The organism is Nocardia sp. 2TAF39, from assembly GCF_052114905.1.
In the GTDB taxonomy this organism is placed as follows: Bacteria; Actinomycetota; Actinomycetes; order Mycobacteriales; family Mycobacteriaceae; genus Nocardia.
Window position 1 is genome coordinate 187,523 of sequence record NZ_JBFRFQ010000003.1, and the last position, 21,937, is coordinate 209,459.

Consider the following 21,937-nt stretch of genomic DNA (forward strand, 5'->3'; position numbering starts at 1 on the left):
CCGTCGCGCTCCAAAATCACACGCCGCGCTGAGAGCGGAGGACCCCGACGACACGGCGAATCGGGCGCGGATGAGAAGGGGTGGGCGCGCCGTTATTCTCCAGGGATGGCCCGAAGTTGGAACTCTCTCGGCAAGCAACTCGGTCTCATCGCGAAGAAACAGGGGCCCAAGATCGTCAAACAGCAGGGACCCAAGCTGGTGGAACGACTGGTGGGGACGCTGGCGCAGCGTCGCGCGCCCAGCGGCGTCTCGGTGCGGCCTGCCGCGTCGACACCGGTCCCGACGGCCGAGCGGGCACGACAGATCGTCTATTCGCCGCAGCTGGACGGACGGGCCGATCCGGGTGAGATCGTGTGGACGTGGGTGCCCTTCGAGGAGGATCCCAGCAACGGCAAGGACCGGCCGGTGCTGGTGGTCGGCCGCGACCGCAGCACACTACTGGGCTTGATGCTGTCGTCGAATCCCGAACGCGCGCACGACCACAACTGGGTCGGCATCGGCAGCGGGTCCTGGGACCACGACGCACGGCCCAGCTGGGTCCGGCTCGACCGGGTACTCGACGTGCCGGAGGCGGGCATCCGCCGCGAGGGAGCGATCCTGCCGCGCAAGACGTTCGACGTGGTCGCACACCGGCTGGTGATCGAATACCGATGGAGCTGAGCCGCTCCAGCGCAAAAGTCGGTCAACCCAGTCCTGCGAGGGAGGGGTGTCGATCGTGATGCCGATACCCCTGTCATCGCCGACCTCCGCACCGAAGCGTTGCGGCCCGGACCCACTCGGCCCGATGCGCCGCCCGGAGCGACACCGTCAGGAGAGCATCTCGCGCGAACGGCCGTACAGCAGGCCGTACACCAGCGCGCCGAGCACGCCGCCGATCAGCGGGAACACCACGAACGCCCAGACCTGCCCCATCGCACCGTTCTGGTAGGGGGCCACGGCGAGACTGCGGGCCGGGTTTACCGAGGTGCCGTCCACCGGAATCGAGACCAAGTGGATCACCGCCAGCGTGACACCGATGGACAGCCCGGCCAGCGGTACGTCGGAGATCTGGTCGGTGGAGGCCAGCACCACGAATACCAGCAGCGCTGTCAGCATCACCTCGATGATGATCATGGCGGCCATCCCGTAGCCGTTCTGCACGACCACCTCACCGAGCGGCCCGGTCTTCGCCGACGGACTGTGCGCGCCCCACCCGTTCGCACCGAGCCCGTCGACCGAACGGTCGTAGGATGGCAGATTCTTGGCCAGCGCGAACAGCACGAGGCCTGCCAAGAAACCGCCGATGAGCTGGGCGATCACGTACCCGGCCGCGGACACCGCGCTCACTCGGCCGAGCAGCAACTGGCCGATGGTGACCGCCGGATTGACATGACAACCCGAGATCGGCCCGATCGCGTAGACGAGGAACAGCAGCGTGAGTCCGAAGGCCAGCGCAATCCCGAGCGCGCCGACCCGCTCCCCCGCCAGCACCGCCGTGCCGGCGCCGCCGATCACCAGGACAAAGGTGCCGAGCGCCTCGGCGCCCCATTTCTTGCTGTCGGGAATCGGTTTGTTCTCGGCAACCTCTTCCACGACTTCCTGAGCCGTTGGAGACATCTGTCCACCTTCCGCGTTCCAGACGTGGTGCTCTTGCGAGCCGTGGTACCGCTTCGACAACAGAGCCGCTCGAGATCAACGGTTGCCCGCCGGACGCTATGCGAGTCTGGTGATCTCTACAACGACTTCGAGATCGGTGGAGCTACCTCCGGAGAATATGCCCTTCAGAAGTGGAACATCGGCATAATCGCGGCCGACACCCAGGAAACGTGCTGTTCAGCGCTAGCGATGTTGTTCGCCAGAGCGTAGCCACACCAAGCGCCGGTGCACGCATCGATCCAGCCGTGCGACTGTCCAGCAACCGTTACGCCGATCTCGGCGGACGGGCTGGGGTGTCACACGTTGCGGCAACGCCGTGTGAGACACAGATAGATATCTCGCGTCACTCACCTCCCCGGGTGGAACTCCGGCGGCCGGACAGAGCGGTCGTCCTCGCTTCGGCCAGGTCCGACACGCACCGATTTCGTGTGCCGAACGGCGACTGGTACCCTCGATCTTCGGCGCTGCGTTACCCATTTACCCCGGGTTTGTGTCGCGCGCTCCCGAACTTTCCAGGACAGACACCCACCAGACAGGAACACGAGGAAACAGGCGTGGCCAACATCAAGTCCCAGATGAAGCGGATCCGTACCAACGAGGAAGCGCGCAAGCGCAACCAGTCGGTCAAGTCCGCGCTGCGCACCGCCATCCGCAGCTTCCGGGAGGCCGCGGCCGCCGGTGACAAGGAGCAGGCCGCCGAGCGTCTGCAGTTCGCCAGCCGCAAGCTGGACAAGGCAGCCTCGAAGGGTGTCATCCACGCCAACCAGGCCGCCAACAAGAAGTCGGCCCTGGCGCTGACCCTCAACAAGCTCTGACGCACCGGTACCGCGTGCCGGTACCACGCTCTGACGCAGCCGCCGTGGCCTCGATGACCACGGCGGCTTTTGTCGTGCCCAGACCGCGTCGCCAGGGTTTCTGCGGACCTGTCCTTCGTCGACCCGACTCCCCACCTGGCGCTCTCCAGGGGATTCCGGATCAGCCCACGCCGTGTCGATGGTTCCAGCTACCATTCCGCGCATGGTAACCGTGTATGCCAATCAGACCGTCGTCCGCGCCGAGGACCTGCCGGATGTGATCCGGGCGGCCGAGGTGCTCGGATTCGGCTTGAAGATCGAGAATGTGCTGGTTCCCGACGATGACGGCGGTTACTCGTTGGAGTGGATCGTCACGCGGGACGAAGACGTCCCCGCCTTCGAGGAGTGGGAAGGCCGCTACGAGGACGGGGAAGACGACGAGGAGCTGGTGATTCTCAGCTCGGCGGAGTAGTCCCGGTCACAGCTGGATCGGCGGCCAGCCGATCCAGCGCGGTCTGGGAGTCCTCGTCCGCGGCCCGGTAGATCACGATCCGCTGGTCGGGATCCTGCACCGGCATCAGGACCTCGTAGGTGACCACCAGCGGGCCTACCACCGGATGGCGCAGCGGCTTCTTCCCGCGCCCCTGCACTCGGACGTCGTGGCGGGCCCACGCTTGCTCGAACTCGGGGCTGTGCGCGGTGAACTCGGCGATCAGGTCGGCCAGCACCTGGTCGTCGGGGTGGGCGGCCCAGGCCGCGCGCAGATCCGCGATGCCCTCGCGGATGATGCGTTCCCGTTCGACGTAGAACTCCCGCATGCCCGGGGCCATCAGGCACAGCCACATGGAGTTTCGCTGCCGCTCTGGCAGGGCACCGAAGTCCGTGATCAGCCGCGCCATCTCCCGGTTCCAGGCCAGGATGTCGTAGCGGTGGTTCACCAGCATCGCGGGCAACGGCGACAGATCGTGCACCAGCACAGCCAGCGCGGGCGCGGGCACCGTGCTCGGTTTGCCGTTGTTCGGCAGCCGCTGCCGCGCCAGGTCGAAAAGGTAGGCGCGCTCGTCGCTGTCCAGCCGCAGCGCCTGCGACAGCGCTTCGAGTACCTCCGCCGACGGCCGCAGCCCGCGTCCCTGTTCCAGTCGCACGATGTAGTCCGTGCTCACCCCCGCCAGCTCGGCGACCTCCTCACGCCGTAGTCCCGGCGTCCGCCGCGCCTGTCTGCGCTGCGGCAATCCGAGGTCACGCGGGGTCAGGCGTTCTCGCCGGGCCCGCAGGAAGGCCGCCAGTTCCTGTGTTCGATCCACGCCGATCCCGGGCCCTCCGTGGTTACGCAAACTTCCGCCTCCGGGGCTGAGATCGCGGCGCGGTGTTGAATCTGCGCCGCTCTCGACCCCTCCGTGGTTACGCAAACTTCCGCCTCCGGGGCTGAGATCGCGGCGTGGTGTTGAATCTGCGCCGCTCTCGACCCCTCCGTGGTTACGCAAACTTCCGCCTCCGGGGCTGAGATCGCGGCGCTGTCGCCTTCACCGTGCCAGTCATCATCGTCGATCCTACGGCTGACTAGGACTGGCTTTCCCAGGAAGAGGCCTCCCTTACCCCCGCCCCGCGCGTCGCGGAAGACTCGATACCGACAACACAGCATCTCGACGACAAGGAGCTGGACATGTCCGGAGCCCGCACCCTCGACACCTACCGGCTGCTCGGCCGCTCAGGTCTTCGGGTGTCTCCCCTGTCCCTCGGAACCATGACCTTCGGCGCAGACTGGGGCTGGGGCGCCGACAAGGACGAGGCACGCAAGATCTTCGACACCTACGTCGACCGTGGCGGCAACTTCATCGACACGGCCAACCAGTACACCAACGGCACCTCCGAGCAACTGCTTGGCGAATTCACCGCGGACAACCGCGAAAGCCTGGTGCTGGCAACCAAGTACACAATGCTGCGCCGCCCTGGCGACCCGAATTCCGGTGGCAACCACCGCAAGAGCATGTTCGCCTCGGTCGAGGCCAGCTTGCGCAGGCTGAACACCGACTACATCGACCTGCTCTACCTGCACGCCTGGGACTTCCTGACCCCGGTCGAGGAAATCCTGCGCGGCATGGACGATCTGGTGCGCTCGGGCAAGGTGCTCTACGTGGGCATCTCCGACGCACCAGCCTGGCAGGTCTCCCGGATGCAGACCATCGCCGACCTACGCGGCTGGTCGCCGCTGATCGCGCTGCAGATCGAATACAGCCTGATCGAGCGGACCGTGGAACGCGACCTCATCCCCATGGCGCGTGAGCTGGGCCTCGGGGTGATCCCGTGGTCGCCGCTGGCCAGCGGCGTGCTCAGCGGCAAGTACAGCCGCGCCGATCTGGACCATGAGGCGGAAGGTTCGCCCGAGGGCAGCCGCAAGAACGTGGCCGCCGCCAACGGCTCGCTCACCGAGCGCGGCCTCGCCATCGCTGACGTCGTGAAGGAGGTCGCGGGCGAAATCGGCACGACCCCTTCACAAGTCGCGTTGGCCTGGACCCTGCGGAACCCCGGCGTCACGTCGCCGATCATCGGCGCGCGCACTGCCGCGCAGCTCGAGGACAACCTCGGGGCGCTCGACGTCGAGTTCGACGCGGCTCAGCTCGTCCGGCTGGAGCAGGCCAGTGCCGTCGACCTCGGCTTCCCGCATGAGATGCTCGCGCGCCCGATGACGCGCAGCGTCACCTTCGGGGACCTGAAAATCGAAGGGCGCGACTGATCGTCGGCCCCGTGCGGCGGTGCGACCGGGACTTGCACCGCCGTATGGGGCTGTCCTAGGCTCGTGCCGCACCTCACGGCGCCGTAAGCGTTCACGTCAACCAACGCACCGGCCCCGCCGCCCGGCGGAGTCGTTGCTTGACGACAGACTTTCGGAGCGACCGATGAATTCCGCGAACACCCACTCCCGCGCCGGCTTCGGCAGGCTGCCCGCCCGCTACGCGGCGGTACTCTTGCCCATGCTGCTGTCGATCCTGATGACCTGCATAGTTTCCCTGATCAGCACCCTGATGAGCGACGGCATCGCAATCGGCGTGTGGCTGCGTTCCTGGGCCGTGTCCTGGCCCATCGCGTTTCCGACGCTGCTGCTGGTGCTGCCTCTGGTGCGCCGCGCCACCGCAACCCTGGTCGAGACCCCGTAGCGGCGTCACCGCTCGGTCGATGAATTCCGGTCCGCCGAACCGTCTGCATCGGTGACAGCACCGACCGCGGAGAGTGACGATGGACTTGGACGAAATCATGGTGTGGACGCGCACCGAACGGCTCGGGCTCGCCGAATTCCTCGACGATCTGGACGAACACGAGTGGTTGACCGACTCCCTGTGTCCCGGCTGGACCGTGCACGATGTGCTGGCCCACGTCACCCTGTCCAACCGGGTCACCTTCTGGCCGACGATCGCCGGAGTGATCCGGGCTCGGGGGAACTGGAATCGCATGACCGAGCGGATGGCACGCGATCGCGCCGCCCGCTACCCACCCGCCGAGCTGATCGCGCAATTACGCGAGGGTGCCGGTTCGGCGCGGCGGGCGCCAGGAGCCGGTCCACTGGCCCCTTTGGTGGACACCATGATCCATGGACAGGACATCGCGCGGCCGCTCAGGCGGGGGCGGGCGATGCCGACCGAACAGGCGGTCGTCGCACTGGAACATGTGCTGCGCAGCCCGTTCTACGGCGCAGAGAAGCGGGTGCGCGGCGTTCGGCTGATAGCCACCGATGCGGACTGGTCGGCAGGCATCGGGACAGAGGAGATTCGCGGACCACTGAGCGATCTGCTGCTTATGGCGACCGGGCGCACGGCTGGGCTCGACGGAGTGACCGGGACGGGGGTGCAGCGCATCGCGAGCAGGCTGTAAGTGACCTTTCCGATCTCGTCATCGGTGGTCACGCAGAACTACTCGTCGGCCTCCCTGAAAGCGGCTGGCTCGACGTCAAGTCGCAACACTACGACTCGAGCTCAGATCGTCGGAAAATCTCACCAGCCGAAGTCGGGCGTGCGGCTGCCCACCGAACTCGTCGTCCACCCCGGTCACGTGCGCGATCCTGACGTCGGCGAACAGTCGTCCGCCGAGCAGGTCGCCGAGGTCCGCCGCCTGCATGATGAACTCGATGAACTCGGCGACCAGTGGCCGCGTTAACGCGCGCCCAGCGAGTCGTGATTCGATTCGGATCGACTCTGTCCGTATGACATTCGAGGTGACCGTGACTCAGCCGCCCGTCCAGCCGAATTCCGTCGAGCCGCCGACCCCGGACCGGCGCCGAACCAAGGCACTGATCCTCATCGCACTCAGCGCCGCGCTCGGCGCGATCGCGTTGATTCTCGTATTCGTCGGCCTGGTCGTCGGCGACGACAACGAGTCAGCCTCTGCCGCTGCGCCATCGACGACGAGCGAGGCCGCGCCAGCACCGCCGGCCGCCGCGAAGCCGTCGCCAACACGGGCACCGGACGCCCCGTTCGGGGCGTCCGACCCACGATGCGCGCCCGCGGCGGCATCCGTCATCGATCTCGTGCAGCCGGGACTCATACGTGCCAGTTGGCAACTGACCAACGGCGCAGTGATCAGCATCGGCGACACAACATATTTCGGAGCGGAGATCGTCGACCAAAACGGTGCGATGAAAGAGCGCTCGAGCGTATGGATCATCCGCAATGGCCAGGTGTATGCGTCGACCGGCAGCGCGCGGAACAACACGATGTTCCCGAAAGCTTCAGCCGCACCGGTGAACATCTCGCCCAGTGACGAGCTCGTGCAGGCCGTCGACACCTGCGTGGTGAACGTAACGCTCGGGCGCTGATATCCGGCTCCAGACACACGAAATCGCCCCGGCCGTGGCCGGGGCGATTTCATTGCCAGGCATTTCTGCGCTCAGCTGAAGTAGACGAATGTATTCGATGCTCCGGCCGCCGGCGTTCCCGTTGCGCCGAACGGAGTCGTGGAGGCGACCTACACCGTATCTCCGCTGTCGAGCGGTGATCGACTGCGGTGTGAGGGTGGCTGACGACAGGCTGAATCCAATACTCAGCGTCGCAATCGTGGTTGAGTTCTTGATCTCGGCACCACAACACCGTTCGGCACCATCACGCCGATCCGTCGACCGCGACGCCACGGTCGAGGTAGGGCGGTCGCCCCGCATCGCCACGGCCTCCCGACAACCAAGGGGAAGTCCGACGGTCGGCTACCAGGGTGCTCCGTGACGAGCGCCCACCGGCGAAACCGGTTACCACCACTCGCTGCGACAGCCGCGCAGGCGAATCCGGCGACCACTTCGGGTATCTCGCGGCGGGTCCGCCTCGGTCAGCTTGCGCCGTGCAGGTCCAGGATCTGGGTGAGGGCGTGTTCGAGGGCGTAACCGGCGTCGGCGGCGCCACCTTTGACATCGGCATTGAGAGTGGCGACCACCTGGAGGGCCGAGCCGATGGTCGCCGGGGTCCAGCTGCGGGCTTGGGCCTGCGCCTTTTTCACCTTCCATGGCGGCATGCCGAGCTGCTGGGCCAGTGCGAACGGGTCGCCGCGGCCTGCCGAGCCGACCCGCGCGATAGTGTGCACCGAATCAGCGAGGGCGTCGGCGAGCAGGACGTACGGCACGCCGCGGTCGTTCGCCCAGCGCAGTGCCTCCATCGCACCGGGGCGGTCTCCCGCTACGGCGAGTTCGGCCACATCGAACCCGGAGACTTCGGCTTTGCCCGAGTAGTAGCGACGCACGGCCGCGATATCGATCTTGCCTCCGGTGTCGGCAGCCAGCTGCGCACACGCGGCCGCCAGCTCGCGCAGATCCGAGCCCACCGCTTCCAACACGACCTGCACGACTTCGCCCGACACCCGGACCCCGGCGTTGCGGAACTCGCCGCGAACGAACTCGACCCGCTGCGCGGCCTTGGTCAGCTTCGCGCAGTCGTGGGTGACGGCCCCCGCCTTCTGCAGCGCGGGCGCCAGGGCCTTGGCCCGCCCACCCCCGGAGTGCAGGACCGCCAGCACTACGCCCTCGGGCGGGTCCTGTGCCGCCTCGGTGATCACCGCGACCGCGTCTTTCCCCGCCTCGGCCGCTGCCTCGAGAATGATCACCCGATCCTCGGCAAACAGCGACGGGCTCAGCAGTTCGGCCAGTTCGGCAGTACTCGCATCCCCCGCCCGCAGCCGATCCACCGGCACCGCGTCCCCGTCCGGCGCAGACGCCCGCACCTGCGCGGTAACCTCGGCCAACGCCCGCTCGATCAGCAGCTCTTCTTCCCCGAGCGCCAGGTGCACCTGTGCAGAACGCCCGCTCACCACAGCGCCTCCCCGGTACCCGACTCCGCAGTGCCCGAGGGCCCTGCCTCGGCAGTTCGCTCGCTCATGCCTCCCCCTCGCTAGCACTCGGCTCCACCATGACCGAGAACCCGGCTGTGCCCATCGCTCGCTCGCTGCGCTCGCTCATGGCGTGATCCTACGATCCCCCACCGACACCCGAAGCCCGGTACCTCGTCGGCCGACTGAAGCCGCCGAACCGCCTCGGCTCCGGGCCGATGTGGGCTGCTGCGGCGGTCAGCTGGGTTCGCCAATCTCGCACAGGATTTTCAATAGGTCGTGTGGGGCGTCGCGCATGAGGTTGTGCTCGGCGTCCAGCGCGTGCGTTGTCCACGCCGGGTCTTCTCGTAGGCGCTGATAGAGGGGAGTGAACGGGGACTGGCCTTTCCACCCGGCGGCGTACACGTACACGTTGCGGCGGATGTGGGTGAGGTCGGTCGCGAGCTGGAGTGGTTGCAGCACCGAGGCAAGCGGATGAGGCGTGGCCCGCGGGTCGAAGAAGGGTAGTGGCCGCACCGCATCGCCTGTTTCCACCACGTCCACGTACCACTGTCGTTCCTGGTCGGATACCAGGCTCCAGCAGGAGTCACCGTGTCGGGGCACCATGGCGTCCAGATATACCAGCGAGTCGACTCGGTCCGGGTTTCGATCGGCCGCGCCGGTGATCACCATGCCGCCGTAGCTGTGGCCGACCAGGACCGCATTTCGTACGTTCTCGCTGACCAGCACACCGGCGACGTCCTGGACGTGGGTATCCAGGTTCACCCCGGTCCGCAGCAGATGACTGCGTTCGCCGAGGCCGGTCAGAGTCAGTGGGTGGACGTTGTGGCCGTGCGCGCGAAGTTGTTCGGTGAGCTGTTCGAAGCACCAGCCACCGTGGCACATACCGGGTACGAGGACAAAGGTCGTCACTGCTGTTCTCCTTCGTGAAGTGGGTGGGAAGCCCGGATTGTGTTGCCGCGCAGGGGATGAACTGTCAGATCGGTCGGGGTGCCGGAGTGCTGCGGGCGATCGGCCGCACGTGGCGATCCGGTCCGCGACGGGGGCGTGGCCGCGATCGCGGCGGCGGAGGTGCACAGAATCGCACGCCCGCGATGCCGCCCTCGCCCTGCTCGCCGCCGCGGCCGACTCCGTAGTCAGCTGACGCCGGGAACGCACCGCCGCACACATCTCCGGAACCGTGCGCACCGAACGCCAGCGGGCACATCTCGACTGCGTTCGCTATGCCTCGCGGTCCCCCGGGCGATCGAGTAGCTGCATCGACGCGTTCGATGAGCACCTTCGGAGCTCATGGCTCAACGTGAGGTCGTCATGCCCAGGCTTCGGCCGTCGCCGACGATCGCGATGTCTCCGTGCTGGTCGGTGCGTGCCACCGTCGCGCCGAGCGCCGACAGGTTCGCGAGGACGGCGGGGTTCGGGTGGCCGAAAGTGTTATCCGCGCCGACACTGACGAGCACGAGGCGTGGACGCACTGCGTCGAGGAAATCTCGTGTAGTAGTGCGTGATCCGTGGTGTGGGAGCTTGAGGATCTCGGCCTGGATGGGGATTCCGGCATGCATCAGCGCGCGCTGTGCGGGTGCTTCGATATCCCCGGTGAACAGGATGCGACCGGCGGGAGTGCTGGCGGCGACAACCACGGAGCGATCGTTCGCGTCATCCGTTTCGGCTCCGCGGGTGGGCCGCGGCCCATGCAGGGTTGGCGCCAGAACTTCGAGTTCGACCGCGCCGAAACTCAACACGTGTCCAGCCGACAGCTCCAGCAGCGGCACCCCCGCGTTTCTGGCGACGGTCGAGACCTGCGCCAGATCCGCGACCGGCACCAGCGGATCCGTGCTGCCAGTCCGATTCACCGTCGGCACCGGCCCGTATCCCGCAGGCCGGCAAGCAGTGTGCGCCCGCGTCGAAGCGCCGTCGCCGGTTCGGTCGCCTCCGGACAGTCGCCACTCGGCCACGGATGTCGTCCGGTCGTCAGTGCCTCCCGGCACACCCGCATCACCCTCGACAGCACTATCGCGCCCACCGCTAGTGCGGAACCGCACACCCGCACCACCCCCGGCGGCACGATCGCGCCCGCCACCGGCTCGGAACTGCGGACCCGCATCACCTTCGATAGTTCTGTGTCGCCCGTCGCTTCTTCGGAACCGAGCACCTCCCGGCCCTACACGGCTGTCGCGCACACGGCTTGGCCAGGCGTCCGCGTGTCTCCGCTCGGCTGGCGGTGTCGGGGCATCACCTGATTCGCAGCCCGCGTCGGCCCCAGGGGTTGAGTGAGCGTATTCGGGTGCGACGGCCGGTGGGAGTCCATCGAGTTCGTGCAGGCCGACAGCTATCGCGGCGACCGCGCGGTCGTTCAAGGCGCCGGTGAGGCCGCCGATGTGGTCGGCGTGCGGATGGGTGAGGATGAGCAGGGGGATCTGCGAGATGTGCAGGCGGTCCAGACAGGTTCGGATCGGACGCGGGTCGGGTCCGACATCGATCACGACGGCGGCGCCGGGACCGACCGCGAGGGCAAGGCCGTCGCCTTGGCCGACGTCGCAAGCCGCGAGGATCCAGCCGTTCGGCGGCCAGCCGGGATGCCAGACGCGGACCGGAATCAAGATCGCCGCGACGCCGAGCGCTACCGCGGCGGCGATTCGACGCACGGCACGCGAGCGCAGCGTCACGATTGCCGCCGCGACGACGACGCTCGCGATCAGCCCACCCGCGAAGCCGCCCGGCACCACGACGGACGCCCCGGGTAGGGCGGCCGCATGTTCGGCGACGAACAACAACCACCACATCGGTGGAGCGACGCACCGTAGAACGAGGTCGGCGAGTGGCGACCAGAGGCAGGACAGAACCGCACCACCTGCCCCGATCACGGTGATCGGCGCGACGACCGGTGCCACAAGGACATTCGCGAGGACGGCGACCAGGCTGAGCCGCCCCGTGAGTGCGACCATGATCGGCGCGGTGACCACGAACGCTCCCGCGGACACCGCGACGATCTCGGCGGGCGCGCGCCGCCAACCCCTCGCCCGCAACCAATCGGCCCAGCTGGGCGCCACCAGAATCAGGCCGGCGGTCGCGACAACCGACAGTGCGAAACCCGCGTTCACGGCGAGTCCGGGCCACAAGGCGAGCAGCGCGATGGTCGCGGCACACAGCGCGGGCAGTGCCTGTTTCCGGCGACCGGTGATCAGGGCCAGCACTGCGATCGCGCCCATCGCCCCGGCACGCAGCACACTCGGGTCCGGACGCGCGACAACCACGAACATGAGCAGCGCTGCCGCCGCGACCGCCGCCGCGGTACGCGGGCCGAGAGTCAGCAGCCGCACCGCGAACAACACGACGGATAAGAGGATGGTGAAGTTCGCGCCACTCACGACACAGAGGTGCTGCATCCCCGCGATGCCGAACTCGTCGCGGACCTGGGTGGGCAGCGCCGAGGTGTCGCCGACGACGAGCGCAGGTAGGAGTCCCGCGGCGTCGGCCGACAATACCCGCGCGGCCGCCGCCGCGAAATCGGCACGCACCGAACCCGCGACGCCCTGCCACCACGGCAGCGGCCCGACGGACTTCGGCGGTCCATGCGCGCTCAGCGCCACGACGGTGAGATCAGCTCGACGTGGCTGATCCACCCGCGCCAGGAACTCGACCGGCCTGCCGGGTGACAGCTCGGCCCATCCCTCTCCGGCGGCGAGGACCACCACCGCACCACCGGCACGGACTGTCGCGTCGCCGCGCCGGTACTCCCGCAGATCCGCCTGGACCACCCACTGCTTTTCGCCGCCGAGTGTCTTGCCGCGCACCGGTTTCGGATCGTCGTTCAGCGTCACTACCACGCGCAGCGATTGTCCCGACGCCGCACGCAGCGGATGTGTCGCCACCCGATGCGCCCGCCACGCCGCGGCGGACGCGAATCCCGCGCCGAGCACCACGGCCGCGAGTGCCACCACCACCACGGCCCGCCATCGTTCACCGCGGTGCGCGATCGCCCACAGCAACAGCACCCACAGCCCGATAGCCAACACGGCCAATGCGGCGGCCAGCATTACTCCCGTCTTCCACCCCGCCGTCAACGCCACGATCGTCGCTCCCCAGCAGCACAGCGCCGCTGGCAACAGCCTGGCATCGAGCACTTGGGCGGCATCGGGATCGGCGTCGTCGCGAGCCGAACGGTGACCGGCGGCGCGCACAGCCGTGTCGTCCCTCTCCGAACGTGCACCTGTTGCGCTTGTCGAGCGGATCGCGCCGCCCGAGTCGGCTTTCATACCGTCACCAGATCACGCAGCCGGGCCAGCCGGGCCGGGCCGATTCCCTCGACCTCCCCGAGCTGCTCCACGGAGGTGAAGCGCCCATTGGTAGCACGCCAGCTGACGATGGCGCGGGCGGTAACCGGCCCGACCCCCGGAAGAGCGTCGAGTTCGGTCTCGGAAGCGGCATTGAGGTCGACCCTGGCCGCCGGGCCCGCCGGGCGGCCCGAGGAAGACGACGAACCGGACGATGGGCGACCGCCTGCGCTGATCGCCGAACTGCCCGGCCGCGACAGACCAGGGTTCGGTGCGGCCGGACCGACCAGCACCTGGTCTCCATCCGACAGACGCTGGGCCAGGTTCAGCCCGCTGGTGTCGGCGCCGTCGGTCGGGCCGCCCGCCGCGGCGATCGCGTCGGCGACCCGCGATCCCCCGGGCAGTCGGACGAGGCCGGTGCGATGGACCAGGCCGACGACGCTGACGACCAGTTCGGTCGCCGACTGGCCCGGATCAGTGTGCACCGGCAACGCATCGGGTGGCGTGACCACGCTCGCTGACAGAACCGCGGCGGGTCGCGAAGCGGCCGTCGGCCGGATCGCGGGCAGCGGCGGAACCGCCTGGGCTATCGGACGCTCGCGGAACACGACCGCCGCGGCGACCGCCATCGCGGCCAGCCCGACCACCGCCAGCGCGCGCACACCGCGGCGGCCCGGATCGAGCCGCACACCCCGGAACCGCACCGGCACAAGGCGATCTCGCCAACCCGAGCCGGCAACCGGTTCCTCGAGCCAGCCTGGAGACCGCACCCGGCCGACCTCGCGCCCGTTCTCCTCCACCGGGTCCAGGTCGGCGGGCAACTGCTCGAGATCCCATCGCCCCACGCCGACGGGCCGACCGGCCGGGCCGGTACCCGCACCGTCCGTTCTGCTCGCGCTGATCTGGGCGGTCAGGGCGCCCAGTCGCCGTCGCACTCGCTCGCGTTCGTCCTGTCGTGGCATGGCGGCGACGGTAGTGCCGCGGCACGGGCGAAAGGCCCAGCACGACCAGCTGATTCAATGAACCTGTTGATAGCCGCCGCGTTGTGGACAACTCGATCCGGAGCTCCCGGAAAGCCGACGCATACGTCGCTACGCTCGGCCGTCACAGGATTCCACCGTGCCCTGATCGCCGCCGTGGGCGAACGGCGCAGAAGTTCGCCCTCACCGGCAGGGCGCGCGAAAGGGACCCCGTATGACCCACCCTGCCGGCCTCTTCCCGCGCTACTTCGCCCGCGGCAGGTACCTGGGTGCTGTCCCCGAATCGTCGCGATCTACCGAAACTCGACTGGGCTGCTCGCGGTAACCCGTGCCGCGCCACCGGGCATGATGCTCCGCTCCGCGGCACCGCTACCGACCGCGACGCCCACCCGAGTTGGCCCAGCTACCGGGATCAGCCAGGAGGTTTATGCCCTGCTGGGCGCGACCCGACACCGACAGCGCCCCGCCGTTCCTCCTCCGCAATGCGCTGATCCGACACGTCAGCCCAGATTTTTGGCGAAGCAGTTCGACAACGGCAGCGGTTCGTACGGCGAGAAAATCGGAATCCGATGGTAACCATTGCGTTGGTAGAAGCGAACCGCTTCCGGCTGCAGGTGACCGGTCTGCAAAATCAGTCGCGGGCGCCCCGCCGCGCGAGCGGCCTCCTCGGCGGCGCCGAGAAGCAGCGCCGCGGCGCCGGAACCACGGTGCGCGGGACGAACGAACATCCGCTTGACTTCGAGATCGTCGGCGTTCCAGCGGATCCCGGCGTGGCCGACGGGCTCATCGGAGTACGCGACGAAGGTGCGGTGCACGGTGGCGGGATCGACCGCATGCGGGTCGGTGCGCAGCGTCCGCTCCAGCTCGGCGTAGCGCGGTCGAACCTCGACGGCCATCTCCGCACGCAGTGCCGCGGCGTCGGGATGCTCCCATTCGACCGAGGACACGGTCACCGGCGGACGAATCGGCGGAATCGCGGAACTCGTCATTCCCCCGACGCTAACGGTCGGTCCCGCGCAGTGCTCGAATTCGGATCACCGAGATCGCTGGTCCGGGTCAGGCGCAGCCGCCGGGGACGACAAGAACGCCGACGGCGCCGAGGCCGAGATGGACGGCGAGGGTGGGGCCGAATTCGGTGATCAGGAGTTCACGGATGCCGGGGATGAGTTCGCGCAGCTGGGTCGCGAGGGTGTCTGCCGCGTCCGCGGCGCCGAGGTGCTGGACGGCGACGGCCGCGCCGCCGTCGCCGGCCGCATCGACGGCCGCCGCGACGAGTTTCGCGTACGCCTTGGCGCGGGTGCGGGCCTTCTCGCGAAGTTCGAGCCGTCCCTCGACGATGTGCAATAGCGGCTTGGTGACCAACTCCGTGCCGAAGAACGCCGCCGCGGACGACAGCCTGCCGCCACGCCGCAGCTGCTCCGTGCGGTTGACCAGGATGAACGCGCGGGCGCGACTGGAGGCGGCGACCGCCGTGTCGTAGACGACGTCCAGCGGCGCGCCGGCCCGCGCCCGCCGCGCGGCGGCAAGCGCCGGCAGTCCGGTCGCCAGCCCGGCACCCAGCGAGTCGACCAGACGCACCCGGTCGGCGGCGTCCATGTCGCGGACGGCCTGCCGACCCGCCTCCCAGGTTGCGGACAGCTGCCGGGAAAGGTGCACCGCGACAACGCCGTCACCGCCGCTGCGCAGCAGTGCCTCCTCGTACACCGCGCGCAGCTCACCCGGTGACGCCGCGGAAGTGGTCACCGTGTCCGCGGCGTAGTCGATATCGACCGGATCTACACCTTCCCTGATCGCTCGGTCACCGATCAGGACATGCAGCGGGACGACGGCGATATCCAGCTCGTCGACGTGTTCGGCAGGAAGGCTGGCGGACGAATCGGTGACGACCACGACGGCCACGGACTACCGAACCTCCTGCAAGGTCTTCACCATCGCGTTGGCCACGGCGGTGTGCCCGGCCCAGCCCCAGTGGATGCCGTCCGGGTTCGCCTCGCCGGAGAAGATGTTGTCGCGCACCGCTTCAGCCAGGTCGACCAGCGGCACCGAGGTTCGGCCCGACCAGGCTCGCAACGCCTTCACGGCAGGCTCCCGACCGGAGTGGACGCGCCCATAGGCGTCGCATTGGTGCACCGACGGCAGCACCGCGACAACCGGCAGATCGGGCCGCAACTGAGCCAGCGCGGTGCGCGATTGCTCCAGATAGTCGACGCTCACCTTCGGCGGAAGCGCCACGGGGCGGCCGAGTTTCGAAAGTTTCGGCTGCAACCAGGTATAGGTGGCGCGGACGGCGCGGCGTATGGCGGGCGGGCGCACATAACGGATCAGCTCGCGCAGCGCGGTCGGCAGTGGCGAGGGCAGCGTATCCATGCCGCCGACAGCGAAGACCACCGCACCGGCGCGCGGTACCGCGGCCCATACACGCGGATCACCGATCAGTGCCCAGTAGGCGTCGCGGCAGGTCCAGCCGATACGGCCGACCAGCTCGACGTCCCAATCCAATTCGGCGGCAACCAGGTTCGGCCAAATCCGCGGATCGTCGGCGGGTAGCCCACCCTTGGGTCCGAAATAGGCGAGCGAGTCGGCGATCACCAGCAGAACGGGACGCGGGGAATTCCGCGGTTCGGCGGGTTCTTCCGCGTCTGCCGATTCCGGTGTGGAAGCGACAGATTCGGCGGAGACGACAGACTCGACTTCCTGAATTACCACGTCAACGGCGGGCTCGGCAACTGATGGCGACTTCGCTGCGGGTGCCACGCCGGCGGCAGAGTCGGCGTCGGCGGCAATTTCCGGGTCCGCGGAAAGCTCCGCATCAGCAGCAAGCCCCGCGTCGGCGGCAACCTCCGCGCCAGCAGCAAAGTCGGCGGCGGCCTCGGTGTCCGCGGAAAGCTCCGCATCAGCGGCAAAGTCGGCGGCGGCAACTTCCGAGTCGACGGAGAGCTCCGCATCAGCCCCGAGCTCCGTATCCGGGGCACGGACCACGTCGGTGGCAGCGTCGGTGTCAGCTGCAAGCCCCGCGATGGTGGCGGCATCCGCGTCAGTGGCGAGGACCCCGGCGGCAAGCTCGTCGTCGTGGGTGCCCTCGTCATCGGCGGCAGCGACCGCTGCGACGGGTGAGCCGGTCTCGGCGGGCACAAGTCCGACAGCTTCCGCTACCGGTGCGTCACCCTCCGCGTCCGCTCCGTCGGAGTCCTCGGCGGACGACTGTTCCGCCGCACCGGATTCACCGACCGCACCCGACGGCGCTCCCTCTGGCTGGACACCGGATTCGCGGCGAGGCGGTGGCGGGCCGCCGAACAATGCGTCCGGCAAGTGTCGTTCGGCCTTGGCCGAAACCTTCCGGAACAGTTCGTCCGGGACCGACCTGATCGGCTCTTCAGAGGACATCGGGTGCTACCTTCGCCGCTGCGTTCCACACATCCAGACGCCAGCCGGGCTGTTCGATGCTCGGGCCGTGGCTGCTGAGCTGAACCCAGCTGGTATTGGCCAATCCTCCGAGGATCGGCCAGTTCTGGGGCGGCAGGTCGAGCAGCGCGGCCGTGAGGGCAGCGATCAACCCGCCGTGCGCCACCAGGATGATAGTCCGGCCGGGCCAGTCCTGCTGCTCGACAAGCAATTCCTGGACCACCGGCAGCGACCGCGCGCCGACCTCGAGTTTGCTCTCGCCATTCGGCGGGGTGTAGTTCGCATCGAGCCGCCACGCCATGCGCGCGCCGGGGTAGTCGGCGTCGACCTCGAGGTGGGTCAATCCCTCCCAGTCGCCGAGGTCGGTCTCCCGCAGCCTGGTGTCCGGGACGATAGTCAGCCCGGTGTGGTCGGCGAGCGCCGTAGCGGTGTCGAACGCGCGACGCAGGTCCGAGGAGAGTATCGCGATGGCGTTGCGCGAGACGAGTTCGCGGGCAGCCTCTTTGGCCTGCCTGCGCCCCAACTCGGTGAGATCGGTGTCGATCTGGCCCTGCATCCGGTCGGTGGCATTCCATTCGGTTTGCCCGTGGCGCAACAGGATCAGGGTGCGCACTCCGGCGTATTTGCTCACGGTCTCGCCTCGCCGATGGTATGCGGAGCCGCGAACCATGTTGTCGCGACAGCTCGTTCGCTCACCGGGCCTCGTCCTCCGTCGCCGCGCCTGCGCGAACCTTCGGCGCGGCGGTGATCCCCTCGACCGGCACGACCGGGCAGTCCTTCCACAGACGTTCCAGCGCATAGAAATTGCGCTCGTCGTTGTGCTGGATATGCACCACGACGTCGACGTAGTCCAGCAGTGCCCAGCGGCCTTCGCGGGTGCCCTCACGCCGGACGGGCTTGTGCCCGGCCGCGCGCAGCTTCTCCTCCACGTTGTCGACGATGGCATTCACCTGCCGTTCGTTGGGCGCGGAGGCGATCACGAAGCAGTCGGTGATCACCAGTTGCTCGGACACGTCGAGCACTACCACGTCGGAAGCCAGTTTCTCATCCGCTGCCCGCGCGGCGACCTGCGCAATCTCCACCGACTCGACCGACGCCGTCATACCTGCACCTCGCTGACGCTCATTGCCCGCACCTCGCTGCGCTCGCTCACGCTCAGCTACCTTCCGCTGCTCCGGGCACATACAGGTGCCGCTTCGATATGTACTGCACCACGCCGTCGGGGACGAGGTACCACACCGGCCGGTTCTCGGCGGCGCGGCGACGGCATTCGCTCGACGAGATCGCCAGCGCCGGGATCTCGATCATGGTCACCGCATCGACCGGAAAATCCCGCAGATGCTCCTCGAGATGATCGATGTTCAGCTCGTACCCCGGACGGCTCACCCCGACGAACTTCGCCAGTTCGAACAGTTCTGCCCAATCCTGCCATGTCAGGATGCTGGCCAGGGCGTCAGCACCGGTGATGAAGTACAGCTCGGCGTCGGGATTCTGCGTCTGCATCTCCCGCAGCGTATCGACGGTGTAGGTGACCTTGCCACGGTCGATGTCCATGCGGCTGACCGAGAACCGGGGGTTGGACGCGGTCGCGATCACCGTCATCAGATAGCGGTCCTCGGCCGGGCTGACCTGCTTGTGCGCCTTCTGCCACGGCTGACCGGTTGGGACGAAGATCACTTCATCCAGGTCGAAGCGGTTCGCGACCTCGCTGGCCGCGACCAGGTGACCGTGGTGGATAGGGTCGAACGTGCCGCCCATCACGCCCAGCTTGCGGCGGCGCCGACCGGTTTCGTGCATGACTGCCGAGCTTAACGGGTCGACTCCGGGCAGGTCGGGGCGGTCAGCGGGGCGGACGTCAACGGTGGACGACCGGCCGCGCAGAGGACACTGCTCGGTGGAAACGGTGTGCTGGGCGCCCAACCCTCGAGGCCGCCGACCTCCACTTTCGGAGCCAGGTGATCGCGCGAGGTCAACTCGGCGCACGAAATGGCTCAGTGCAACGGCCTCTGCGTATCGAAGACTCTGCTTAGCGCAACTCACGGATCAGCACATCGAACTCTGGGGCGTCGGGCCACGATGGCCGCAGGGTGCCTACCCGGTGCCACCCCCAACTCTTATAGCGCTCGTAGGCGCGAGTGTTGTCCAGCTCCACCAGCAGCGTTGCCCGCTGTTCCGGTCGCCCGCCCATCAGTTCGTCGTGCAGGGCGCGTCCGATGCCTTGGCCTGTGTACTCCGAGCACACCATGATCTCGCTGAGCGCGAAGGTGCGGCGGCCGTCTTCAGCTGCGAACGCGGCTGGGTCGGCGGACGAGTCGTTCAGTCGCAGCCCTTCCCACCAGCGCGCGTTCGGCGGCAGCGGCCACCCCCACGTTTGGCCAGCGGCCTTGCCATGGATACGGGCAACCACAAGCTCGAACCCGGTGTCGCTGCGACTGGTGTAGGCATCGAAGCGATTCAGGAACTCGGCCGAAGTGTCGAACAGGTTGCCGCTCGCGATGGCCTCGACGTAGGAGCGGCGATAGATGTCGTCCACGAGCTCGCGTAGCTGGCGGGCTTGGTCTGCGGTGTAACGCGTGAACTCGAGACCCGGCAGGTTCTGGGTCATGTAGTGATGGCTTTCTGTGTGAGAGTGTCGAATTGGCCGCGGAAGTCGCTGCCGATCGGGAGCCGGTGGACCGCGACGCGAATCGGGTCCATGACGCGCAGTGTTCGGGTAGATGACACCTTCGCGAGAGCGGTCAGGACCGGCCTGCTCTCCTCCAGCGCACCGCGTATATCGCCCATGCGGGCTCTCGTGGCGGCCGACCACGCGCGCAAGTTCACGGCGTTGCGGGTGCCGACTTGTTGGTCTGCGGCGGCTACGTACAGACCAAGGGATCGGGCCAGGTCGCCGATGTCGCCGTATCCACGTGCCTCGTGACCGCCGACTTCGGCGTGTGTCATGAACCGGAGCCATTGGGGGCATTGATCGATCGGCTCGAACTGGGCGGCGTGATCCATCTCCCGCCACGCTGTTGCCGTTGCGCGCCCGAAGGCTGCTCGGTCCCCGAGAATGCCGTAGAACTGCGCCTCGCGTACGGCGATGAGTGCATGTATCCGGCCCGGTGGGCGTCCGCGCATGAGGTCGCGTGCGCGCTCGACCAATTGGAGGGCTTTTTGTGGGCTGCCGTGTCCGGAGCGGGCGAGGGCGAGGGATTGGTTGGCGGCGCACAGGCAGGTGTCGGCGATCAGGTCGCTGTCGTTGGCTTCGGTGCCGAGGGCCAGGGCGTCGGCGAAGCAGCGGCGCGCAAGCGGGTGCCGGTGGGCGTCGTAGGCGAGCCATCCAGCGAGGACGGCGAGTTCGCCAGTGGCCCTGGTGAAGGCGTTGCCCACAACGCTGTTGTAGGCGCAGGTGTCGAGGAGGTTTTCCGCGCGAGCCAACTGCTCGACGGCGAAGTTGACCAACTCGGCTCCGCCAATGTTTTGATCTGTCTGTTCGAGCGCGTCGACGCCATCGAGCAGGCGTTGCACGTCGCTCGTATCGAGTCGTTCCTGACTGGCCGCCAGCAGGGTGACAGCAACCCCTGCCGTCGCCAGCTTCCCGAATTCCCGCCGTTTCACATCGTCTTCGTCGACTTTCCACTCATTCATGCCGAGCGTGTCGTCACCAGGTTCGGCCGGTTCCGACTGAGCGGTTTCCGTGCCGCTGAGAACAGGATGCCTGCCGATCTGCGATGGCACAGCTGCCAGTTGCTGCCAGAATCGTTCCCGCTGCACCGGGTCGAGGTCGCTGTAGACCGTGTCGAGCGCTTCGGCCGACCGCCCCTTGACTGGGCGCTCGGCTGTGGTCTTCTGTTCCCACTTCTGCACAGTCGCAGTCTGAAACCCGACTTTCTCGGCGAACTCCTCCTGTGTCATGCGCAGAGCAACTTCGCGCAGCGCTCGGACTTCCTTTCGTGTCCATGTGCTGACGATCATTACCGCCCCTCGCCCGTGCCTCCAACGGTCCGTAGGAGAAGCGTACGACCTCGATGCGAGTTCCGTGTCTGGGATTTCATGCTCAGCATGGACAGGCTGGAGGAGCCCCGCCGCCGGGTTGATGCGGTGCCCTCATCGGCTCCCCGGCGGCGGGTGCACACCAGTACATCGAGCAGAGGAGTCGTTTGTGGATCCATCGAAACAGTTTGGGCACACCCCGTTGTCGGTGTGTCACTTCTACCGGAAGGTGTGTGACCTGCCCGCCGAAGTCCACCCGCCGCATCTCGGGCGAATCACGCTGCGGGCGGGGCGGGTGTGCGGGTTGATGATGCCCGCGTTCCTCGGCTCGGAAGTCAAAGCGTGGATGCACCGCACGGGCCAGCAGGCCGGGCCGGTACTGACGCATCCGCGCTCGCAGCGCTGGACTTTCCTGGCCGGGCCGGACCTGCCGGAGGCGGAATTTTTCAAGCTGAATGAGACCGGTGGGTGTGTTTAAGCGGCTGTCGTGTCGGTCTCCTGGGTGGTGCCGTGAGTTGGTTGGTTGATCCAGACGGTGTCGGGGAGGTCAAGGATCTTCGGTGCTGTGGTGGTGGCGAAGCGC

23 protein-coding genes and 1 pseudogene are annotated in these 21,937 nt (G+C 67.8%); 9 read left to right on the forward strand and 15 right to left on the reverse strand.

Translation table 11 applies throughout. The features are described 5' to 3' along the window. The first annotated feature begins 105 nt into the window (after window positions 1-105). The gene (locus AB4Z47_RS03455) at window positions 106-660 is read left to right on the forward strand and encodes a type II toxin-antitoxin system PemK/MazF family toxin (RefSeq protein ID WP_441947714.1); all 555 of its coding nucleotides are present in this window, start codon (window positions 106-108) and stop codon (window positions 658-660) included. 147 nt (window positions 661-807) lie between these two features. Here the strand turns inward: AB4Z47_RS03455 and AB4Z47_RS03460 are convergent, their stop codons facing one another. Both AB4Z47_RS03460 and AB4Z47_RS03465 read right to left on the reverse strand, forming a co-directional pair. Beyond that, window positions 808-1,596, reverse strand: coding sequence for an aquaporin (locus tag AB4Z47_RS03460; protein WP_441947715.1), 789 nt, complete (start codon window positions 1,594-1,596; stop codon window positions 808-810). Between the two features lie 96 nt (window positions 1,597-1,692). Beyond that, window positions 1,693-1,931, reverse strand: a pseudogene (locus AB4Z47_RS03465) (transglutaminase family protein); the annotation flags it as partial. A 258-nt stretch (window positions 1,932-2,189) separates the two neighbouring features. Between AB4Z47_RS03465 and rpsT the strand changes: the two are divergent. Together rpsT and AB4Z47_RS03475 are read left to right on the forward strand one after the other, a co-directional pair. Further along, a complete protein-coding gene (gene rpsT / locus AB4Z47_RS03470) occupies window positions 2,190-2,450 on the forward strand; it encodes a 30S ribosomal protein S20 (protein WP_441947717.1) in 261 nt (86 codons plus the stop codon). A 202-nt stretch (window positions 2,451-2,652) separates the two neighbouring features. Further along, window positions 2,653-2,901: a hypothetical protein gene (locus AB4Z47_RS03475; protein ID WP_441947718.1), complete on the forward strand. Its 249-nt coding sequence runs from the start codon at window positions 2,653-2,655 to the stop codon at window positions 2,899-2,901. On the opposite strand, the gene AB4Z47_RS03480 is transcribed toward AB4Z47_RS03475, so the two are convergent. Beyond that, complete coding sequence (locus tag AB4Z47_RS03480) at window positions 2,885-3,733, reverse strand: helix-turn-helix domain-containing protein (RefSeq protein ID WP_441947720.1); 849 nt, start codon at window positions 3,731-3,733, stop codon at window positions 2,885-2,887. The genes AB4Z47_RS03475 and AB4Z47_RS03480 overlap by 17 nt on opposite strands. A gap of 359 nt (window positions 3,734-4,092) precedes the next feature. Here AB4Z47_RS03480 and AB4Z47_RS03485 point away from each other — a divergent pair, with 359 nt between their 5' ends. From AB4Z47_RS03485 to AB4Z47_RS03505, 5 genes are all read left to right on the forward strand, one after another. Beyond that, complete coding sequence (locus AB4Z47_RS03485; protein ID WP_441947721.1) at window positions 4,093-5,163, forward strand: aldo/keto reductase; 1,071 nt, start codon at window positions 4,093-4,095, stop codon at window positions 5,161-5,163. Window positions 5,164-5,326: 163 nt separating this feature from the next. Beyond that, the gene (locus AB4Z47_RS03490) at window positions 5,327-5,584 is read left to right on the forward strand and encodes a DUF2798 domain-containing protein (protein ID WP_441947723.1); all 258 of its coding nucleotides are present in this window, start codon (window positions 5,327-5,329) and stop codon (window positions 5,582-5,584) included. Between the two features lie 79 nt (window positions 5,585-5,663). After that, entirely contained in the window at window positions 5,664-6,296 is a 633-nt protein-coding gene (locus tag AB4Z47_RS03495) for a maleylpyruvate isomerase family mycothiol-dependent enzyme (protein ID WP_441947724.1), read from the forward strand. Beyond that, window positions 6,297-6,578 carry a hypothetical protein gene (locus tag AB4Z47_RS03500; RefSeq protein ID WP_441947726.1) on the forward strand — a complete coding sequence of 94 codons (282 nt, stop codon included), beginning with the start codon at window positions 6,297-6,299 and terminating at the stop codon, window positions 6,576-6,578. Window positions 6,579-6,624: 46 nt separating this feature from the next. Further along, window positions 6,625-7,236: a DUF2510 domain-containing protein gene (locus AB4Z47_RS03505; RefSeq protein WP_441947728.1), complete on the forward strand. Its 612-nt coding sequence runs from the start codon at window positions 6,625-6,627 to the stop codon at window positions 7,234-7,236. A 500-nt stretch (window positions 7,237-7,736) separates the two neighbouring features. On the opposite strand, the gene holA is transcribed toward AB4Z47_RS03505, so the two are convergent. The 12 genes from holA to AB4Z47_RS03565 form a co-directional block, all read right to left on the reverse strand. After that, window positions 7,737-8,708 (reverse strand): DNA polymerase III subunit delta, encoded by a 972-nt coding sequence (gene holA / locus AB4Z47_RS03510; RefSeq protein ID WP_441947730.1) that lies wholly within the window; start codon window positions 8,706-8,708, stop codon window positions 7,737-7,739. Window positions 8,709-8,963: 255 nt separating this feature from the next. Next, window positions 8,964-9,638 carry an alpha/beta fold hydrolase gene (locus AB4Z47_RS03515; protein WP_441947732.1) on the reverse strand — a complete coding sequence of 225 codons (675 nt, stop codon included), beginning with the start codon at window positions 9,636-9,638 and terminating at the stop codon, window positions 8,964-8,966. Window positions 9,639-10,021: 383 nt separating this feature from the next. Further along, entirely contained in the window at window positions 10,022-12,979 is a 2,958-nt protein-coding gene (locus AB4Z47_RS03520) for a ComEC/Rec2 family competence protein (RefSeq protein ID WP_441947734.1), read from the reverse strand. Then, window positions 12,976-13,959 (reverse strand): helix-hairpin-helix domain-containing protein, encoded by a 984-nt coding sequence (locus tag AB4Z47_RS03525; protein ID WP_441947736.1) that lies wholly within the window; start codon window positions 13,957-13,959, stop codon window positions 12,976-12,978. The genes AB4Z47_RS03520 and AB4Z47_RS03525 overlap by 4 nt, the downstream gene beginning before the upstream one ends. Window positions 13,960-14,477: 518 nt before the next feature. Continuing rightward, window positions 14,478-14,966 (reverse strand): GNAT family N-acetyltransferase, encoded by a 489-nt coding sequence (locus tag AB4Z47_RS03530; protein ID WP_441947738.1) that lies wholly within the window; start codon window positions 14,964-14,966, stop codon window positions 14,478-14,480. 67 nt (window positions 14,967-15,033) lie between these two features. Then, window positions 15,034-15,876 carry a DegV family protein gene (locus tag AB4Z47_RS03535; RefSeq protein WP_441947740.1) on the reverse strand — a complete coding sequence of 281 codons (843 nt, stop codon included), beginning with the start codon at window positions 15,874-15,876 and terminating at the stop codon, window positions 15,034-15,036. Between the two features lie 3 nt (window positions 15,877-15,879). After that, window positions 15,880-16,572 carry a diglucosylglycerate octanoyltransferase gene (gene octT / locus AB4Z47_RS03540; RefSeq protein WP_441947764.1) on the reverse strand — a complete coding sequence of 231 codons (693 nt, stop codon included), beginning with the start codon at window positions 16,570-16,572 and terminating at the stop codon, window positions 15,880-15,882. A gap of 778 nt (window positions 16,573-17,350) precedes the next feature. Next, complete coding sequence (locus AB4Z47_RS03545; protein WP_441947742.1) at window positions 17,351-18,049, reverse strand: histidine phosphatase family protein; 699 nt, start codon at window positions 18,047-18,049, stop codon at window positions 17,351-17,353. 22 nt (window positions 18,050-18,071) lie between these two features. Continuing rightward, on the reverse strand, window positions 18,072-18,482 hold the full coding sequence (gene rsfS, locus AB4Z47_RS03550; RefSeq protein WP_441947744.1) for a ribosome silencing factor: 411 nt from the start codon (window positions 18,480-18,482) through the stop codon (window positions 18,072-18,074). A gap of 52 nt (window positions 18,483-18,534) precedes the next feature. Beyond that, complete coding sequence (gene nadD, locus AB4Z47_RS03555; protein ID WP_441947746.1) at window positions 18,535-19,176, reverse strand: nicotinate-nucleotide adenylyltransferase; 642 nt, start codon at window positions 19,174-19,176, stop codon at window positions 18,535-18,537. Between the two features lie 229 nt (window positions 19,177-19,405). Beyond that, the gene (locus tag AB4Z47_RS03560; protein WP_441947748.1) at window positions 19,406-19,984 is read right to left on the reverse strand and encodes a GNAT family N-acetyltransferase; all 579 of its coding nucleotides are present in this window, start codon (window positions 19,982-19,984) and stop codon (window positions 19,406-19,408) included. Further along, window positions 19,981-21,276: a hypothetical protein gene (locus AB4Z47_RS03565; protein ID WP_441947749.1), complete on the reverse strand. Its 1,296-nt coding sequence runs from the start codon at window positions 21,274-21,276 to the stop codon at window positions 19,981-19,983. The genes AB4Z47_RS03560 and AB4Z47_RS03565 overlap by 4 nt, the downstream gene beginning before the upstream one ends. Before the next feature lie 247 nt (window positions 21,277-21,523). Between AB4Z47_RS03565 and AB4Z47_RS03570 the strand changes: the two genes are divergently transcribed. Further along, window positions 21,524-21,832: a hypothetical protein gene (locus AB4Z47_RS03570; protein WP_441947751.1), complete on the forward strand. Its 309-nt coding sequence runs from the start codon at window positions 21,524-21,526 to the stop codon at window positions 21,830-21,832. Window positions 21,833-21,937: the final 105 nt, after the last annotated feature.

Coding starts and splice junctions, on each gene's coding strand:
- AB4Z47_RS03495 (WP_441947724.1), top strand. CDS start 5,664: ATGGACTTGGACGAAATCATGGTGTGGACGCGCACCGAACGGCTCGGG.
- AB4Z47_RS03530 (WP_441947738.1), bottom strand. CDS start 14,966: ATGACGAGTTCCGCGATTCCGCCGATTCGTCCGCCGGTGACCGTGTCC.
- rsfS (WP_441947744.1), bottom strand. CDS start 18,482: ATGACGGCGTCGGTCGAGTCGGTGGAGATTGCGCAGGTCGCCGCGCGG.
- nadD (WP_441947746.1), bottom strand. CDS start 19,176: ATGCACGAAACCGGTCGGCGCCGCCGCAAGCTGGGCGTGATGGGCGGC.
- AB4Z47_RS03560 (WP_441947748.1), bottom strand. CDS start 19,984: ATGACCCAGAACCTGCCGGGTCTCGAGTTCACGCGTTACACCGCAGAC.
- AB4Z47_RS03475 (WP_441947718.1), top strand. CDS start 2,653: ATGGTAACCGTGTATGCCAATCAGACCGTCGTCCGCGCCGAGGACCTG.
- AB4Z47_RS03565 (WP_441947749.1), bottom strand. CDS start 21,276: ATGACACAGGAGGAGTTCGCCGAGAAAGTCGGGTTTCAGACTGCGACT.
- AB4Z47_RS03485 (WP_441947721.1), top strand. CDS start 4,093: ATGTCCGGAGCCCGCACCCTCGACACCTACCGGCTGCTCGGCCGCTCA.
- AB4Z47_RS03525 (WP_441947736.1), bottom strand. CDS start 13,959: ATGCCACGACAGGACGAACGCGAGCGAGTGCGACGGCGACTGGGCGCC.
- AB4Z47_RS03545 (WP_441947742.1), bottom strand. CDS start 18,049: ATGGTTCGCGGCTCCGCATACCATCGGCGAGGCGAGACCGTGAGCAAA.
- AB4Z47_RS03505 (WP_441947728.1), top strand. CDS start 6,625: ATGACATTCGAGGTGACCGTGACTCAGCCGCCCGTCCAGCCGAATTCC.
- AB4Z47_RS03490 (WP_441947723.1), top strand. CDS start 5,327: ATGAATTCCGCGAACACCCACTCCCGCGCCGGCTTCGGCAGGCTGCCC.
- AB4Z47_RS03460 (WP_441947715.1), bottom strand. CDS start 1,596: ATGTCTCCAACGGCTCAGGAAGTCGTGGAAGAGGTTGCCGAGAACAAA.
- AB4Z47_RS03520 (WP_441947734.1), bottom strand. CDS start 12,979: ATGAAAGCCGACTCGGGCGGCGCGATCCGCTCGACAAGCGCAACAGGT.
- AB4Z47_RS03455 (WP_441947714.1), top strand. CDS start 106: ATGGCCCGAAGTTGGAACTCTCTCGGCAAGCAACTCGGTCTCATCGCG.